A 15,259-nucleotide genomic window follows, 5' to 3' on the forward strand; every position below is an offset into this window, starting at 1 on the left:
CTCTACTGATTATTCATGGCCGCTGCCCACGTAGGCATATATAGCGCAAAGGTGTAAAACTATACCACAAACCAGCGAAACGTGGAAAACAACCGCCCCCTTTTGGCGAGTATTATCCAACGTCTTTCAAACCTTTGCGCAAAGCACCGCATTTCGTATAAAGATTCGCCAGAACCACAAAACTGAACCAAAGCAGACGAAATAGGTATAATCGGTTTTATCGAGATATAAGGAGTCCATCACGCTCATGACAAACACCGCATCCACACCCGCCCCTGCTGCCCCACAGAATATCGACCACGAAGAGATCGCCAAGTTTGAGGCGGTTGCCTCACGCTGGTGGGATCTGGAAGGCGAATTCAAACCGCTGCACCGTATTAATCCGCTGCGCCTGAATTACATTCTGGAGCGTGCCGACGGCCTGTTCGGGAAGAACGTGCTCGACGTCGGCTGCGGCGGTGGCATTCTGAGTGAAAGCATGGCCATCGCCGGCGCGAAAGTCACCGGTCTGGACATGGGCGGCGAACCGTTACAGGTCGCGCGTTTGCATGCGCTGGAAAGCGGCGTGAAAGTCGATTACGTGCAGGAAACTGTCGAAGCCCACGCTGATGCACATCCTCAGCAATACGATGTGGTGACGTGCATGGAAATGCTGGAACACGTTCCCGATCCGGCTTCTGTGGTTGCCGCCTGCGCGCATCTGGTGAAACCGGGCGGCCATGTGTTCTTCTCCACCATCAACCGCAATAACAAAGCCTGGCTGATGGCAATTTTTGGCGCAGAATATGTGCTGAAAATGGTGCCAAAGGGCACGCACGACATTAAAAAATTCATCAAGCCGTCTGAATTACTGGGCATGATCGATCGCACGTCGCTGTCCGAACGTCACATTATGGGTCTGCATTACAACCCGCTGACCGATCATTTCAAACTCGGGCCGAACGTTGATGTGAATTACATGATTCATACGCAGTCGGAAGAGAGCACCACCCTCTGACCTGCCGGAAATGACGCCGACGTCAAGCCCGGAAAATGTGTTTCGGGCGAGATTAAGTGCAATTCTGCCCGCGCTTAGCGTGATGGATTTTACTTAAACCTTAGTTTTTAGGGCGTTGGTGACATCGGCGATGCAACATGATTTTTTAGAATAGTTATCCAGATCAATATAGCGTTTTTTTCTAACGTTTAATAAACCGGCAGTCGATCACTTTTCGCAAAAATATAAGAAAATCGTATCGAAGATATTGACAGGTTTGTCGCGCCAGCAATGACGGACTCCTCAGACGCAGACCAGAAATTTCTCCCCAAGTTATCCACAAATCTGACGATTTTGTTCACTTGCCAAAGGACGGTTCAGTCACTATCTTGTCATCAGAAAATAACAAACCCACAATATATTGTGTTTATATCCTGACCAGCACACTAGAATCGAGTCGTGCTGCCGCGCCGTTTCTGGCGGCCAGGTCGGACCCTTTATAAACCTTTGAGGTATCGTCCCGAATGAACCAAAGTCTGCTTGTAACTAAACGTGATGGCCGCACTGAACGCATCAATCTTGATAAAATCCACCGTGTCATTGACTGGGCTGCGGAAGGTCTTCAAAACGTATCAGTTTCTCAAGTAGAACTTCGTTCACACATCCAGTTCTATGACGGGATCAAAACCGCTGATATTCATGAAACCATTATCAAAGCGGCTGCGGATCTGATCTCCAAAGATGCCCCGGATTATCAATATCTGGCTGCGCGTCTGGCGATTTTCCATCTGCGTAAAAAAGCCTACGGCCAGTTTGAACCACCAAAACTGATCGACCAGGTGACCCGCATGGTTGAAATGGGTAAATACGACAAACATCTGCTGGAAGACTACACGGCTGAAGAGTTCGAGCAGATGGACAGTTTTATTGACCACTGGCGCGACATGAATTTCTCTTACGCGGCGGTTAAACAGCTGGAAGGGAAATATCTGGCGCAGAACCGCGTATCGGGCGATATCTACGAGAGCGCGCAGTTCCTCTACATTCTGGTCGCGGCCTGCCTGTTCTCCGGCTACCCGCGCGAAACCCGTCTGGATTACATCAAACGTTTCTACGACGCGATTTCGACCTTCAAAATTTCTCTGCCTACGCCGATCATGTCTGGCGTGCGCACCCCAACCCGTCAGTTCAGCTCATGCGTTCTGATCGAATGTGGCGACAGCCTGGACTCGATTAACGCGACTTCCAGCGCCATCGTGAAATACGTTTCTCAGCGTGCCGGTATCGGCATCAACGCCGGTCGCATCCGTGCGCTGGGCAGCCCGATCCGTGGCGGCGAAGCGTTCCACACCGGTTGTATCCCGTTCTATAAGCATTTCCAGACCGCAGTGAAATCCTGTTCTCAGGGCGGCGTTCGTGGCGGCGCAGCGACGCTGTTCTACCCGATGTGGCATCTGGAAGTGGAAAGCCTGCTGGTGCTGAAAAACAACCGTGGTGTTGAAGGCAACCGCGTCCGTCATATGGACTACGGCGTGCAGATCAACAAACTGATGTATCAGCGTCTGGTAAAAGGCGGCGACATCACCCTGTTCAGCCCGTCTGACGTGCCTGGCCTCTACGATGCCTTCTTTGCGGATCAGGACGAGTTCGAGCGTCTGTATGAGAAATACGAGCAGGACGCCAGCATCCGTAAGCAGAAAGTAAAAGCGGTTGAGCTGTTCTCCCTGATGATGCAGGAACGTGCGTCTACCGGCCGTATCTACATCCAGCACGTTGACCACTGCAACACCCACAGCCCGTTTGATCCGGCAATCGCTCCTGTTCGCCAGTCCAACTTGTGTCTGGAAATCGCGCTGCCAACCAAACCGCTGGATGATGTAAACGACGAAAACGGCGAAATTGCGCTGTGTACGTTGTCTGCCTTCAACCTCGGCGCTATCGAAAGCCTCGACGATCTGGAAGAGCTGGCAGTGCTGGCGGTTCGTGCGCTCGACGCCCTGCTCGATTATCAGGATTACCCGATCAAAGCCGCAAAACGTGGCGCGATGGGCCGTCGTACACTGGGTATTGGCGTGATCAACTACGCGTACTATCTGGCGAAAAACGGCGTGCGTTATTCTGACGGCAGTGCAAATAACCTGACGCACAGAACTTTCGAAGCCATTCAGTATTACCTGCTGAAAGCGTCCAATGAACTGGCGAAAGAGCAAGGTGCATGCCAGTGGTTCAACGAAACCACCTATTCTCAGGGCGTGATGCCCGTGGATACTTACAAGAAAGATCTGGACGCGATTTGCAGCGAACCTCTGCATCTGAACTGGGATAAGCTGCGCGAAGACATCAAAACGCACGGCCTGCGTAACTCTACGCTGTCCGCGCTGATGCCTTCAGAAACGTCGTCGCAGATCTCCAACGCCACTAACGGCATCGAACCACCGCGCGGCCACATTAGCATCAAAGCGTCGAAAGACGGGATCCTGCGTCAGGTTGTGCCGGAGTATGAGCGTCTGAAAGATCAGTACGAACTGCTGTGGGATATGCCAAACAACGACGGTTACCTGCAACTGGTTGGCGTGATGCAGAAATTCATCGACCAGGCGATTTCGTCTAACACCAACTATGACCCGTCGCGCTTCCCGAACAGCAAAGTGCCGATGAAACAATTGTTGAAAGACTTGGTGACAGCCTACAAATTTGGCGTGAAAACTCTGTACTATCAGAACACCCGTGACGGTGCGGATGATGTGCAGGAAGACATGAAAGCCGAGGTAGCTGACGACTGCGAAAGCGGTGCCTGCAAAATCTAATCCTCTGTTTTAAATTACTATATTATTTGAAACCCCCGTCAGGGGGTTTTTGCCGAGAATGTCGAGGAAGTTATGGCCTACAGTACTTTTTCCCAGAATAAAAACGATCAGCTTCTTGAGCCAATGTTTTTTGGCCAGTCGGTTAACGTTGCCCGTTTCGACCAGCAGAAGCATGAAATCTTTGAAAAACTGATCGAAAAGCAGCTGTCCTTCTTCTGGCGTCCGGAAGAGATTGACGTGTCCCGCGACCGTATCGATTTTCAGGCACTCCCGGACCACGAAAAACACATCTTCCTCAGTAACCTGAAATACCAGACGCTGCTTGATTCCATCCAGGGCCGCAGCCCGAACGTGGCGTTGTTACCGCTGATCTCCATTCCGGAACTGGAAACCTGGGTCGAAACCTGGGCGTTTTCAGAAACCATTCACTCACGCTCTTACACGCACATCATCCGTAACATCGTCAACGATCCGGCGATTGTGTTTGACGACATCGTGACCAACGAAGAGATCCTCAAGCGTGCGAAAGACATTTCCGGTTATTACGACACGCTGATCGAAATGACCAGTTACTACCATCTGCTGGGTGAAGGTACGCACACCGTCAACGGCAAAACGGTGGTGGTGAATCTGCGCGAGCTGAAGAAAAAACTCTACATCTGCCTGATGAGCGTCAACGCGCTGGAAGCGGTGCGTTTCTACGTCAGCTTCGCCTGTTCCTTTGCGTTCGCTGAACGTGAACTGATGGAAGGCAACGCGAAAATCATCAAAATGATCGCCCGTGACGAAGCGCTGCATCTGACCGGTACTCAGCACGCGCTGAACCTGCTGCGCTCAGGCCAGGATGATCCTGAAATGGTTGAAATCGCCAAAGAATGTGAGCAGGAATGCCACGATCTGTTTGTACTGGCGGCACAGCAGGAAAAAGACTGGGCGGAATATCTGTTCAAAGACGGTTCGATGATCGGCCTGAACAAAGACATTCTGTGTCAGTACGTGGAATACATCACGAATATCCGCATGCAGGCCGTTGGCCTGACCGCACCGTTCAAAACCCGCTCGAACCCAATCCCGTGGATCAACGCCTGGCTGGTGTCTGATAACGTGCAGGTTGCGCCGCAGGAAGTGGAAGTCAGCTCCTATCTGGTCGGCCAGATCGACTCAGAAGTGCACGCCGACGACCTGAGTGATTTCGAGCTGTAAATGACAGACAGAACCATCACACTTTCAGCCGGTGGCCCCCCTCTGGTGTGCGAAAGCCGCCATCGCAATCTGCTGGAAGTGTTTGAACACAACAACGTCGACGTCGAATACCAGTGCCGGGAAGGTTATTGCGGATCATGCCGGGTCAAACTGGTGAGCGGTGCGGTGGAATACAGTGAAAAACCCTTAGCGTTCATCTCTGACGGCGAGATTTTGCCGTGTTGCTGTATGCCGGTCGGGGATATTGAGATTGAGTTTTAGTGGGGTTTGGCCCGCTCTCCTCTGTGCAGATCTGCTTTAACAACCACTTCAAAATCAACTTCAACGTCAAGGTCGTGGGCGTCGGCCCACACCGAACAGAGGGAGAATAAACCTTCTCCCTCTGGACTCCCGCGTTTTTTTAAACACGCGCTATCGCTGGGTCGGTGGACATGTTCTGCAGCTAAGGAGTGTGGCGCAAAACCCTGCCGCTGCGCGGTGCCCTCTCTCGGTCCTGAAGCCTAGGGTCTTCAGGCCGCTTCGTTTGGCAGGATTTTTTGATCGCGCCACCTCACCATTTTTTAAAGACAAAACAATTGGAGACTCAGCAAAGTGTTTTGTTTTTGGTTTTCTGAAATGATCCGAGTTGGAGAAGTTGTGACCTAAAAGGCTGTGGCCGCTTTCAAAAATCACGCCGGAGGGAGAGGTGGAAAACCGCGCGTTTTTTTGCGCGGGTTGTAACCCGACCGGAGGGCACCGCGAAGCGGCGGGATTTTGCGGCAATAGCAGGAATACCTGAAACATAGCCCGTCTGCATGGCACGTGTTTTAAAGAGCCGGAGATTCTTAAGAGGCGCGGCGACAGGCGCCTCTTAAGGCCGGTTTGGGCGGCAGCCCAAGGTGTTGACCTGGCTTTTGTAAAAGCTAAACCTTAGCCACCCGATCCAGCCACGGATAATCCGCCACCGGCTCCCACCCGTTCAGGTAACGCCTGAGAAGATCCATCGCCACCATCGCCATCGTCTCCTGCCGTAATGCCAGACCGTGACGCGTTGCGGTATAGCGGATAGTCAGGCCACTGGTGCCCGACGGCGTATGCAATGCCAGACTGAGTTGATCGCCCGACAGCGCGCCGACAGCCAGTGCCAGTTGCGCGCCCGTGGTTTCAGCCAGGGTTTGCGCGCGCGCCAGCAGGCATTCAAGGGATTTATCCGGCGAAGCCTCGTTGCCCTGCGGCAATAACTCCCCGTTTGCCAGCGGCACGCCCGCGCTTTGCAGACGCCAGTTCAGCAGGCCACCGGTAAAACTTTCACTGACCGCAAGCCGCAGATTTTGCGTCAGCAGACGTTCTGCCAGACGATCAGGCAAGCTGCCGAAACCTTCGAAAATCGTACTCTCCCCGGCAACTTCGCGTACCCGCTCGAAAATCTGATGCATCAACGCTTCCTGCGAACGCGGTCCGGTGACTTTCAGTTCAATGATCGGCGACGACGAACGGTACCCCATCACCACGCCTTCCGGCATATCAATTTTATCCAGCTCGGTCGCCAGATCGCTTTCACCGCGGCCAAATGTCGTCAGGCGCAAACACAGCGGTGCTTCCAGCGCGGGGAATTGCTGATGTAAACGCGGAACAATTTGCTGTTCCACCATGACTTTGAATTCAGAAGGCACGCCCGGCGTGAAGAAAATCTGGCAGCGGTTGAGCTTAACGCTGAAACCGCAGGCGGTGCCGACCGGATTATCCAGCAGCTCGGCATTGGCAGGAATTTGCGCCTGTTTGCGGTTAGATTCCGCCATCGGGCGGCCACGTTCGTTGAAGAAAGCCTGCATGGTGGCGATCCACCCGGCATCTTCCACCAGCTCCACGCCACAGGCTTTAGCGGCGGCCAGCGCGCTCAGATCGTCCGTGGTCGGGCCTAACCCGCCGTTTACGATCAACACATCGGCGATATGGCTGCGCTCTTTCATCACGCTGACCAGTTCTTCCAGGCTGTCGCCTACCGTCTCACGGCTGGTCATTGGCAGACCCTGATCAAACAGATAGCTGGCGAGCCACGCTGCGTTTGAATCCACGATCTGACCGTGAAGCACTTCCTCGCCGGTACTGAGCATTTCAACCCTAAGCATCACTTTCTCCTCTCGTTTTGTCCTTCCACTGTAGAAAGGCTGACGCAGAAACACAATCGCTCAGGCACAAAGTGATCGCGCAGACGAAAAAAAAGCCTGCTAAGCAGGCTTTCTGATTCAGAACGGGATTTAGAAATTAACTGCGCCACCCACGTACGCGCCGTCCGCAACGATGTTATCGCGGTTGCCATCTTTACCATCCAGCGCCATGTAGCGGTAACCCACGCTCACGGTCACTAATGGAATCGCCGTCAGACGCACGCCCGCATTGGCTTCTTTGTAGTTACCGATGCCGCTGGACAGGGAGTCCGGAGAATAATAGTAGTCACCGTAAAGGGTGAACAGTTTCGCGATTGGCAACTGTAAACCGCCGCCCACAGCCGCGGCGTACCCTTCGTCGCCGTCTTTCGGATTGGTGTACAAACCTTTACCGCCAACGGTTGCCATGAATGGGCCCAGCGGAATGTTGTAACCCAGGCCAAGACCTGCCACATCACCATCATCATCGTTGTGGGTGTAATCGCCGCTCAGCGCCAGACCAGGCGACGTGGTGCCGAAACCGACGCCCAGATGGGTATAGTGCTCACCCACTTCGCCGTTCACGCTGATCGCACTGGCAGACGTTGCCGTCAGCAGCATGCCAAGGGCTGCGCCCGCTACAATAATTTTTTTCATCATCATTCCTGACATTCATATAACAGTGGGGAAATATTTAGTGCGCAGTCTAAATTAATTTGCCGAAAGGTGACATCTTTCAGAACGTTAAAAATCCCTTAGCGTGCAAATAAAATGTAAAGAAACGCATATATATTCGTTATTTATATTGCCCTAATCAGAATAATAAGCCTCACCTATTTGCCCATGATCAACGAATGGGTACACACTAGCCGTTAAGGTAAATTGTCCCAGGGACAGGGACCCACCTGCCTGGATGCACAGGATTTGCCGTTAAATGTGATCATTGATCATGCACGTCACACCCGATCTACGCGATACAAGGAAATTATGGTTATGGAAAAGAAAGGACTGACCACCGCTGCCGGAGCGCCCGTTGTCGATAATAACAATGTCATTACCGCAGGCCGTCGCGGCCCGTTACTGCTGCAGGATGTCTGGTTTTTGGAAAAGCTGGCGCATTTTGACCGCGAAGTGATCCCCGAGCGTCGCATGCACGCTAAAGGTTCCGGCGCTTATGGCGTCTTCACCGTTACGCACGATATTACGAAGTACACCCGCGCCAGTCTGTTTTCAGAAATCGGCAAGCAAACCGAGATGTTTATCCGCTTCTCCACCGTCGCCGGTGAACGCGGCGCGGCGGATGCAGAACGTGATATCCGCGGCTTCTCGATGAAGTTTTACACCGAGCAAGGTAACTGGGATTTAGTCGGCAACAATACACCGATTTTTTACCTGCGCGACCCGCTGAAATTCCCCGATCTCAATCACGTGGTAAAACGCGATCCGCGCACTAACCTGCGCAATCCTGCTTACAAGTGGGACTTTTTCTCTCATCTTCCTGAATCGCTGCATCAGCTGACTATCGACGTCAGTGACCGTGGTCTGCCCACGTCATACCGTCATATCCACGGTTTCGGTAGCCATGCCTTCAGCTTTATCAATGCTGAAAATGAGCGCTTCTGGGTGAAATTCCACTTCCGCAGCCAGCAGGGCATTCAAAACCTGATGGATGACGAGGCAGAAAAACTGGTCGGAACCGATCGCGAAAGCGCACAGCGTGATCTGTATGAAGCAATTGAACGCGGTGATTTCCCGCGCTGGAAGCTCTTCGTGCAAATCATGCCGGAAGCGGAAGCCTCACAACTGCCTTACAACCCGTTTGACCTGACCAAAGTCTGGTTGCACGGTGATTATCCGCTGATTGAAGTGGGTGAGTTCGAGCTGAACCGTAATCCTGAAAACTACTTTGCAGAAGTCGAACAGGTTGCCATGAGCCCGGCTAACGTCGTTCCCGGCATCGGTTTTTCTCCTGACCGCATGTTGCAGGGCCGTCTGTTCTCGTATGGCGACGCACACCGCTACCGCCTGGGCGTGAACCATCATCAGATCCCGGTGAATGCCCCGAAATGCCCGTTCCATAATTATCACCGTGACGGTGCCATGCGCGTGGACGGCAACAGCGGCAATGGCGTGACCTATGAGCCAAACAGCGCCGGTCTGTTCCAGGAGCAACCTGATTTCAGTGAACCGCCACTGAGCATTGAAGGTGCAGCCGATCACTGGAATCATCGTGAAGATGATGATTACTTCACTCAGCCGCGTTTGCTGTTCAACCTGCTGTCCGAAGCAGAGCACCAGCGTATGTTTGCGCGTATCGCGGGCGAACTGAAACATGCCTCGCAGGAAACGCAGGCACGCCAGGTTGCACTGTTCTATAAAGTCGATCCGGCTTATGGAGCAGGGGTTGAGAAGGCACTGAAAGACTGATTTTTTGCCATCATCAATGACAAGGGCCGCAATGTGCGGCCCTTTTTGCTTATGCGCTCAGCGTTTCCAGCCATTGCCTGACGCTGGCACGGGAGATTTTTATCCCGCCCTGCGCGAGGGCTGCGGGGAGTGCGTGATACGCCACCGGCAGCTGAAAACGGGGCACCTGACGGCTCAGCCACAGATTGAGTTCGTCATACGGCAAACTGTCCTGTGCATCGAGGATCGCCACCGGACGATGACCAAATTGTGCATCTTCAACCGGCACCACAAACGCCTGGGACACCTGCGGGTGACTGACCAGCACTTTCTCGATATCTTCCGGCTGGATCCCTTCCCCGCCGCTGAAAAACAAATTATCCAGCCGTCCGGCGATATGCAGCTCATCCCCGCTCCACATGCCGCGGTCGCGGGTATGAAACCAGCCGTCACTGCCGGTCAGCGGGGTTAACTGACCGTTTCGCCAGTAACCGCTTGCCAGACTGTCAGCGCGGATCAGCACTTCCTCGCCGGCAATGCTGACCTCTTTTCCGGCCAGCACCTGTCCGACGCCCGCTGAGCCTTCTGCGCGTTTGGCCGTCACGGTGGATGCGGTTTCCGTCATGCCATATCCGCACCAGCAACGAATGCCCAGACGTTCAGTCTGTTCGGTTAATTCCGGCGGAATTTGCGCGCCGCCGAGCAGGACATGTTGCAGTTTTGCGGGCACTGAAGGCTGTCTGAGTAAACGCCAGAGCTGAGTCGGTACCAGCGAGGCGTGGCTGCATTCTGCCAGCGCAGCTTCCAGCGGTTGCCCTTCGGCCAGCACCAGCGTGGCCCCCGCCGTCAGCCAGCGCCAGATTATGCCTTGCCCGGAAACGTGAAACAGCGGCAGTGAAAGCAGCCAGCTGTCATTGCGGGTGAAAGGGATCAGGCTCAGTACGCCCGCCGCGCTGGCAAGATGCGCGGATGCGGTGTGCGCGGCGGCCTTCGGCAAGCCGCTGGAACCGGATGTCAGCGTCAGTGTGGCGAGACGTTGTGGCTGCCACTGCACAGCCTGGCCGCAATACGCGTTTTGCAGGGTGAGCGAAGCCATAGTCAGCGGCAACGGCGATTGCGCCAGATCCAGCACAAATCCGATATCGAGCTGCGGCAGTAATGCTTCGCATAACGCCTGCGGCAGTTGCGGATTAAGCGGCAACAGACGCGCGCCGGTTTGCAGCAACGCCAGATAACTGAGTACCGCATCCAGCGTATTTTTACTGCGCAGCACCACGCCGGTGCCCTCGCCGACGCCCTGCTGAATAAATCCGGCAGCCAGCGTATCCACGCGGTGCTGCAAATCACGCCAGCACCAGGTGATATCACCGGCTTTCAGCGCCACGGCAAAAGGCGACAGGTTTGCCCTTTCACGCCACGGCCAGTCTTTGATCATTTGCTCTGCCACACACACTCCAGATCAGACACATCGGTCAGCGGTAACTCAGAGCCCGGCCAGCGGCGAACCAGTTGTGCCTGCATGAGATCCAGCGTATCCAGCCCCGGAATGGCGTCCGGCGTCAGCCACTGGGCGATACGCGCCAGTTGCGTCAGACCAAGACTTGATTCGATAGAGGAACTGATCACCGCCTCAAGCCCGACGGCATGCGCCTGAGCGATCAGCTGTCGGCAGCGCATCAGGCTGCCGGTGAGCGTAGGTTTGATGATTATCGCGGCCAGCCCCGGCTCTGCCTGCACGGTAAAACCGGCTTCGCGCACGCTTTCATCCCAGGCAATGGCAATGCCGGTCGCCTGAGCAAACGCGCGGGATTGCTCTCTGGTCTGGCAAGGTTCTTCAATAAAAGTAATGCGTGACCGCAGTTCAGGTGCGACGTGACGGGCGAACCCTTCGGATTTCACCTGCGTCCAGCTGCGGTTAGCGTCGAGACGCAAATGCAGATCCGGCAGGGCTTCCAGCAGCATACTGACGTTCAGCCCGTCGCCGACCGACTCGTATAAACCGACTTTTACCTTCGCCACTTTCCGGCCATGAGCGTCACCGGGCAGCGCGCCGAGACGCGCATACAATTCATTCGGATCGCCGTGGCACAGTGGCGCACAGCGCGTACTCACCACGGGCGGTAATTCGCCGCGAAGTTCGGCATCGGCGCAGCTCAGGCCGAAGGCAACAGAAGGCAAAGCGCTGAACGCCGAGGCAACCGCTGCCAGTGATGCACCCTGCATCCACTGACTCAGACCGTGCTGCACCGCCTCCTGCGCCTGCGACAAATCTTCCGCACTGAATCCCGGCAGCGGTGCGATTTCACCCCAGCCGTTTTTTTCGTCCTGCCACAATGACACCAGCAGCCCGTCGCGGGTTTTCAGTCGCTGATTGCGTAACACCACGCCCGCGTCCATAGGCAGGCTGTACCGGTACACCGTGGCGCGGCGCATTATGGATTCCGCTTAAATTTGCTGAAGTCCGGCTGGCGTTTTTCTACAAACGCGTTGCGACCTTCCTGACCTTCATCGGTCATGTAGAACAGCATGGTGGCGTTCCCCGCCAGTTCCTGCAAACCAGCCTGACCGTCGCAGTCGGCGTTGAGTGCGGCTTTCAGACAACGCAGCGCCATCGGGCTGTTTTCCAGCATTTCACGACACCAGCGCACGGTTTCTTTTTCCAGATCCGCCAGCGGCACAACGGTGTTGACCAGCCCCATATCCAGCGCCGCAGCCGCATCGTACTGACGGCACAGGAACCAGATTTCACGGGCTTTTTTCTGGCCGACAATACGCGCCATGTAGGACGCGCCCCAGCCGCCGTCAAACGAACCGACTTTCGGGCCGGTCTGGCCGAAGATGGCGTTATCCGCCGCAATGGTCAGGTCACACATCATATGCAGTACGTGACCACCGCCGATGGAATAGCCGGCCACCATCGCCACCACAGGTTTCGGACAGGTGCGGATCTGGCGCTGGAAATCCAGCACGTTCAGATGGTGTACGCCGCTGGCATCCTGATAGCCGCCGTAGTCACCACGCACTTTCTGATCGCCGCCTGCGCAAAACGCTTTATCCCCTTCGCCGGTCAGCACGATCACGCCAATGCCTTCGTCATAACGGGCATCATCCAGAGCGCGGATCATTTCTTTCACGGTCAGCGGGCGGAAAGCATTACGCACCTGAGGACGGTTTATGGTGATTTTAGCGATACCGTCGGTGGATTTGTGATAGCGGATATCTTCAAAATCACCGGTGCAATCCCGCCATTCAACCGGCGCGTACAATTCTTTTTCATCAGGATAAATCATGCTCAACGTCCTTTAAGACAGGTGAAGTAATGAATGCCAGCGCCTGACGGGCAAATTCCGCCGGATTGTCACGATGGGCGTTATGCCCGGCATTGGCAACTGTGCGCAGTTCGAAACCCGACTGCTGCGCGAGAGTAATAAATTTGGTATCCGCGCTGCCGCACAACCACACCAGCGGCAGGGAAAGCTGATGCAGCTTCAAACGCAAATCGGGCTGCACCGACAATGAGGTGGCGGCCAGCATGGCAGCGACGGCGTGAGGAGAGTTAGCGTCGCGCAGCAGGATCAGTTTCTGACGCTGCGCATCGGTCAGGCTGTCAAACACCGGCTGGCGATACCAGTTGGTGAGCGCCTGTTTCCAGGGCAACTGCACAAAACGCGTTGCCCATTGCTGATCGTGGTGACGGCGCTGCGCGCGCGCCGTCTGGCAGGTTAGCCCCGGATGAGCGCCCTCAACCAGTACGCCTTGCAGCCCGCGGGCGTCGCCCTGACAGGCGTGATACAGGCTGATGCGCCCGCCTAGGGAATAGCCAATCAGCCAGTAGCGGGTAATGCCCCGCCCGTGCAAGGTATCGGTTAACAGCTGGCTGACATCTGCAAATCCGGCGGCCGTTAACGACGCGGAACGCCCGTGCCCCGGCAAATCCACCAGCAGACAAGGCCAGCCGGAAAGCTCAGCGAACAAGGGCTGCCAGTCATCGGCACTGCCCAGCAGGCCGTGCAGGAAAACCAGCCATGGCCGCCCTTTCACGTCGGCATTCAGGCGCGTACAGGCCAGCGTCACTGACTGACCTCGCTGACCAGCGCGCGCAGAGCGTGCGCGCCATCGATGTCATTGACCTTCAGCTCCACCAGTTTTACACCGCCATGTTGCCAGCATTGCGTGACCGCGTCGTACAGTTCAGGCATGGAGCTCGGGCTGGCGTAATCGAGTCCAAACATCGCGGCGGCGTGGCGGAAATCAACGTTTTGCGGCATGCAGTAAAAACGCTGGCGCTCCACCTCTGGCGTGGGCAGCAGCGAGAAAATCTGCCCGCCGTTGTTGTTCACCACGATGATGACCGTCGGCGCAGAGCACTGACGCATCAGCGCAAGCGCATTCAAATCGTAAAGTGCGGAGATGTCGCCGAGCAGCACCAGCGTCGGTTTGCAGGTGGCCCGCTGCACCCCTGCGGCAGTAGAGAGCAGGCCATCGATGCCGCTGGCACCGCGATTCGCGAAAACAGGGTATCCGCAAGGGAGTTGTGCAAAAGCATCGACGAGCCGGACGATCAGGCTGTTACCGAGAAACAGCTGTCCGTGTTCCGGCAACAAGGACGGTAATTGCCAGGCGGCGACCGCTTCGCCGAAGGTGCCTGCCAGGCGCAGCTCGACGGCATGACGCGCGCGCGCGGCACATTCGTCAAGCTCAGGCGCCCAGTCAGGCTGATGTTGCGCAGGATGCAGGGCGAGCCACGTCTCAATATTGGCCTGAATACGCCGGCCACGGTGTTGCGCGGGATCTTGCCGGCCAGGCAAAGGATCGACCAGCCAGTACTCTTCCGGCTGACACGCCGCCTGCCATTGCAACAAGCGTTTGCCGGTCAGCCCGCCACCGAACTGCACCACCAGTTGTGCGCGTCCCAGCAGTTTTTCCGCCTGCGCAGATGCCAGCCACAAATCGGCGCATGGCAAAGGGTTGCCGGTCGCGGCCTGTACATCGCTGAGCAACGGCCAGCCGAGCTGGTCGGCCCATTGCGCCAGCAGCTCACTTTCACAGGCAGAAAGGCGACCGGCGATGATCACGCCGCGTTTTTGCCGCCACGAGAACCAGTCAGGCTGCGCCGGAGCATACTCAACCGGCGCAAAACTCAGCCATGGCTGATGGCCCTGCCACCAGTCGCCGAGCTGTTGCATCCAGTCCTGATGTTCGCCGTTGTCCTCGCCGTACAGCGGTTCAGCAAACGGGCAGTTGATATGAACCGCGCCATGAGTTTGCTGCGCCAGAGCGTTATCCAGCGCCGAAACCAGCCAGCGCGCGCTGATTTCTGGCGTCGGGCGCGGTAAATCCAGCGTCTGCACCGCGTGGCTGGCAAACATGCCGGTCTGGCGTATGGCCTGATTGGCTCCACAGTCGATAAGCTCCGGCGGGCGATCGGCCGTCAGCAAAATGAGTTTTTCGCCGGTCAGCCCGGCCTCGATCAGCGCCGGATAGAGATTCGCCACCGCCGTACCCGAGGTGACGATCACCGCGACCGGTTTTCCGCTGGCCTTCGCCAGCCCGAGTGCCAGATGGCCGAGGCCACGTTCGTCAAAATGGGTGTGGCAGATCAGGTGCGGATGCGCGGCCGCCGCAAGTGTCAGCGGCGTGGAACGGGAGCCCGGCGCGATGCAGACGTGCTGCACCTGATGTCGGGTCACTGACTCAAGAATCAGCGTCGCCCAGCGGCGGTTAAAAACGGCAACAGACAT

At 55.9% G+C, this 15,259-nt stretch carries 12 protein-coding genes; 5 read left to right on the forward strand and 7 right to left on the reverse strand.

The annotated features are described in order from the left end of the window. Positions 1-247: 247 nt before the first annotated feature. The 4 genes from ubiG (at position 248) to yfaE (ending at position 5,247) form a co-directional block, all read left to right on the forward strand. On the forward strand, positions 248-997 hold the full coding sequence (gene ubiG / locus ACO0U8_RS11810) for a bifunctional 2-polyprenyl-6-hydroxyphenol methylase/3-demethylubiquinol 3-O-methyltransferase UbiG (protein WP_421670844.1): 750 nt from the start codon (positions 248-250) through the stop codon (positions 995-997). A 503-nt stretch (positions 998-1,500) separates the two neighbouring features. After that, positions 1,501-3,783 (forward strand): class 1a ribonucleoside-diphosphate reductase subunit alpha, encoded by a 2,283-nt coding sequence (gene nrdA / locus ACO0U8_RS11815; RefSeq protein WP_421670845.1) that lies wholly within the window; start codon positions 1,501-1,503, stop codon positions 3,781-3,783. A 72-nt stretch (positions 3,784-3,855) separates the two neighbouring features. Beyond that, entirely contained in the window at positions 3,856-4,986 is a 1,131-nt protein-coding gene (gene nrdB / locus ACO0U8_RS11820) for a class Ia ribonucleoside-diphosphate reductase subunit beta (RefSeq protein WP_056782298.1), read from the forward strand. Beyond that, a complete protein-coding gene (yfaE, locus tag ACO0U8_RS11825; RefSeq protein ID WP_056782296.1) occupies positions 4,987-5,247 on the forward strand; it encodes a class I ribonucleotide reductase maintenance protein YfaE in 261 nt (86 codons plus the stop codon). A gap of 641 nt (positions 5,248-5,888) precedes the next feature. On the opposite strand, the gene ACO0U8_RS11830 is transcribed toward yfaE, so the two are convergent. Next, on the reverse strand, positions 5,889-7,094 hold the full coding sequence (locus ACO0U8_RS11830) for a nicotinamide mononucleotide deamidase-related protein YfaY (protein ID WP_421670846.1): 1,206 nt from the start codon (positions 7,092-7,094) through the stop codon (positions 5,889-5,891). Between the two features lie 129 nt (positions 7,095-7,223). Continuing rightward, the gene (locus tag ACO0U8_RS11835; RefSeq protein ID WP_056782289.1) at positions 7,224-7,769 is read right to left on the reverse strand and encodes a YfaZ family outer membrane protein; all 546 of its coding nucleotides are present in this window, start codon (positions 7,767-7,769) and stop codon (positions 7,224-7,226) included. Between the two features lie 336 nt (positions 7,770-8,105). On the opposite strand from ACO0U8_RS11835, the gene ACO0U8_RS11840 reads away from it, so the two are divergent. Further along, on the forward strand, positions 8,106-9,539 hold the full coding sequence (locus ACO0U8_RS11840) for a catalase (protein WP_056782287.1): 1,434 nt from the start codon (positions 8,106-8,108) through the stop codon (positions 9,537-9,539). 49 nt (positions 9,540-9,588) lie between these two features. Here the strand turns inward: ACO0U8_RS11840 and menE are convergent, their stop codons facing one another. From menE to menD, 5 genes are read right to left on the reverse strand one after another with little or no spacing between them, the layout of a single operon-like run. After that, on the reverse strand, positions 9,589-10,965 hold the full coding sequence (menE, locus tag ACO0U8_RS11845; RefSeq protein ID WP_421670847.1) for an o-succinylbenzoate--CoA ligase: 1,377 nt from the start codon (positions 10,963-10,965) through the stop codon (positions 9,589-9,591). Beyond that, on the reverse strand, positions 10,950-11,951 hold the full coding sequence (gene menC, locus ACO0U8_RS11850) for an o-succinylbenzoate synthase (protein WP_421670848.1): 1,002 nt from the start codon (positions 11,949-11,951) through the stop codon (positions 10,950-10,952). Before menC ends, menE begins: the two co-directional genes overlap by 16 nt. Beyond that, positions 11,951-12,808 (reverse strand): 1,4-dihydroxy-2-naphthoyl-CoA synthase, encoded by an 858-nt coding sequence (gene menB / locus ACO0U8_RS11855; RefSeq protein ID WP_056782282.1) that lies wholly within the window; start codon positions 12,806-12,808, stop codon positions 11,951-11,953. The genes menC and menB overlap by 1 nt, the downstream gene beginning before the upstream one ends. After that, entirely contained in the window at positions 12,795-13,592 is a 798-nt protein-coding gene (gene menH, locus ACO0U8_RS11860; protein ID WP_421670849.1) for a 2-succinyl-6-hydroxy-2,4-cyclohexadiene-1-carboxylate synthase, read from the reverse strand. The genes menB and menH overlap by 14 nt, the downstream gene beginning before the upstream one ends. Further along, complete coding sequence (gene menD / locus ACO0U8_RS11865; protein ID WP_421670850.1) at positions 13,589-15,259, reverse strand: 2-succinyl-5-enolpyruvyl-6-hydroxy-3-cyclohexene-1-carboxylic-acid synthase; 1,671 nt, start codon at positions 15,257-15,259, stop codon at positions 13,589-13,591. The genes menH and menD overlap by 4 nt, the downstream gene beginning before the upstream one ends.

This window comes from Rahnella sp. EDr1-12 (assembly GCF_049206505.1).
Taxonomy (GTDB): domain Bacteria; phylum Pseudomonadota; class Gammaproteobacteria; order Enterobacterales; family Enterobacteriaceae; genus Rahnella; species Rahnella rivi.

Excerpts from the sequence above, each read along its gene's own strand:
- ACO0U8_RS11840 (WP_056782287.1), top strand. The coding sequence starts at position 8,106 with ATGGAAAAGAAAGGACTGACCACCGCTGCCGGAGCGCCCGTTGTCGAT.
- nrdA (WP_421670845.1), top strand. The coding sequence starts at position 1,501 with ATGAACCAAAGTCTGCTTGTAACTAAACGTGATGGCCGCACTGAACGC.
- ACO0U8_RS11830 (WP_421670846.1), bottom strand. The coding sequence starts at position 7,094 with ATGCTTAGGGTTGAAATGCTCAGTACCGGCGAGGAAGTGCTTCACGGT.
- ubiG (WP_421670844.1), top strand. The coding sequence starts at position 248 with ATGACAAACACCGCATCCACACCCGCCCCTGCTGCCCCACAGAATATC.
- menC (WP_421670848.1), bottom strand. The coding sequence starts at position 11,951 with ATGCGCCGCGCCACGGTGTACCGGTACAGCCTGCCTATGGACGCGGGC.
- menB (WP_056782282.1), bottom strand. The coding sequence starts at position 12,808 with ATGATTTATCCTGATGAAAAAGAATTGTACGCGCCGGTTGAATGGCGG.
- yfaE (WP_056782296.1), top strand. The coding sequence starts at position 4,987 with ATGACAGACAGAACCATCACACTTTCAGCCGGTGGCCCCCCTCTGGTG.
- nrdB (WP_056782298.1), top strand. The coding sequence starts at position 3,856 with ATGGCCTACAGTACTTTTTCCCAGAATAAAAACGATCAGCTTCTTGAG.
- ACO0U8_RS11835 (WP_056782289.1), bottom strand. The coding sequence starts at position 7,769 with ATGAAAAAAATTATTGTAGCGGGCGCAGCCCTTGGCATGCTGCTGACG.
- menD (WP_421670850.1), bottom strand. The coding sequence starts at position 15,259 with ATGTCTGTTGCCGTTTTTAACCGCCGCTGGGCGACGCTGATTCTTGAG.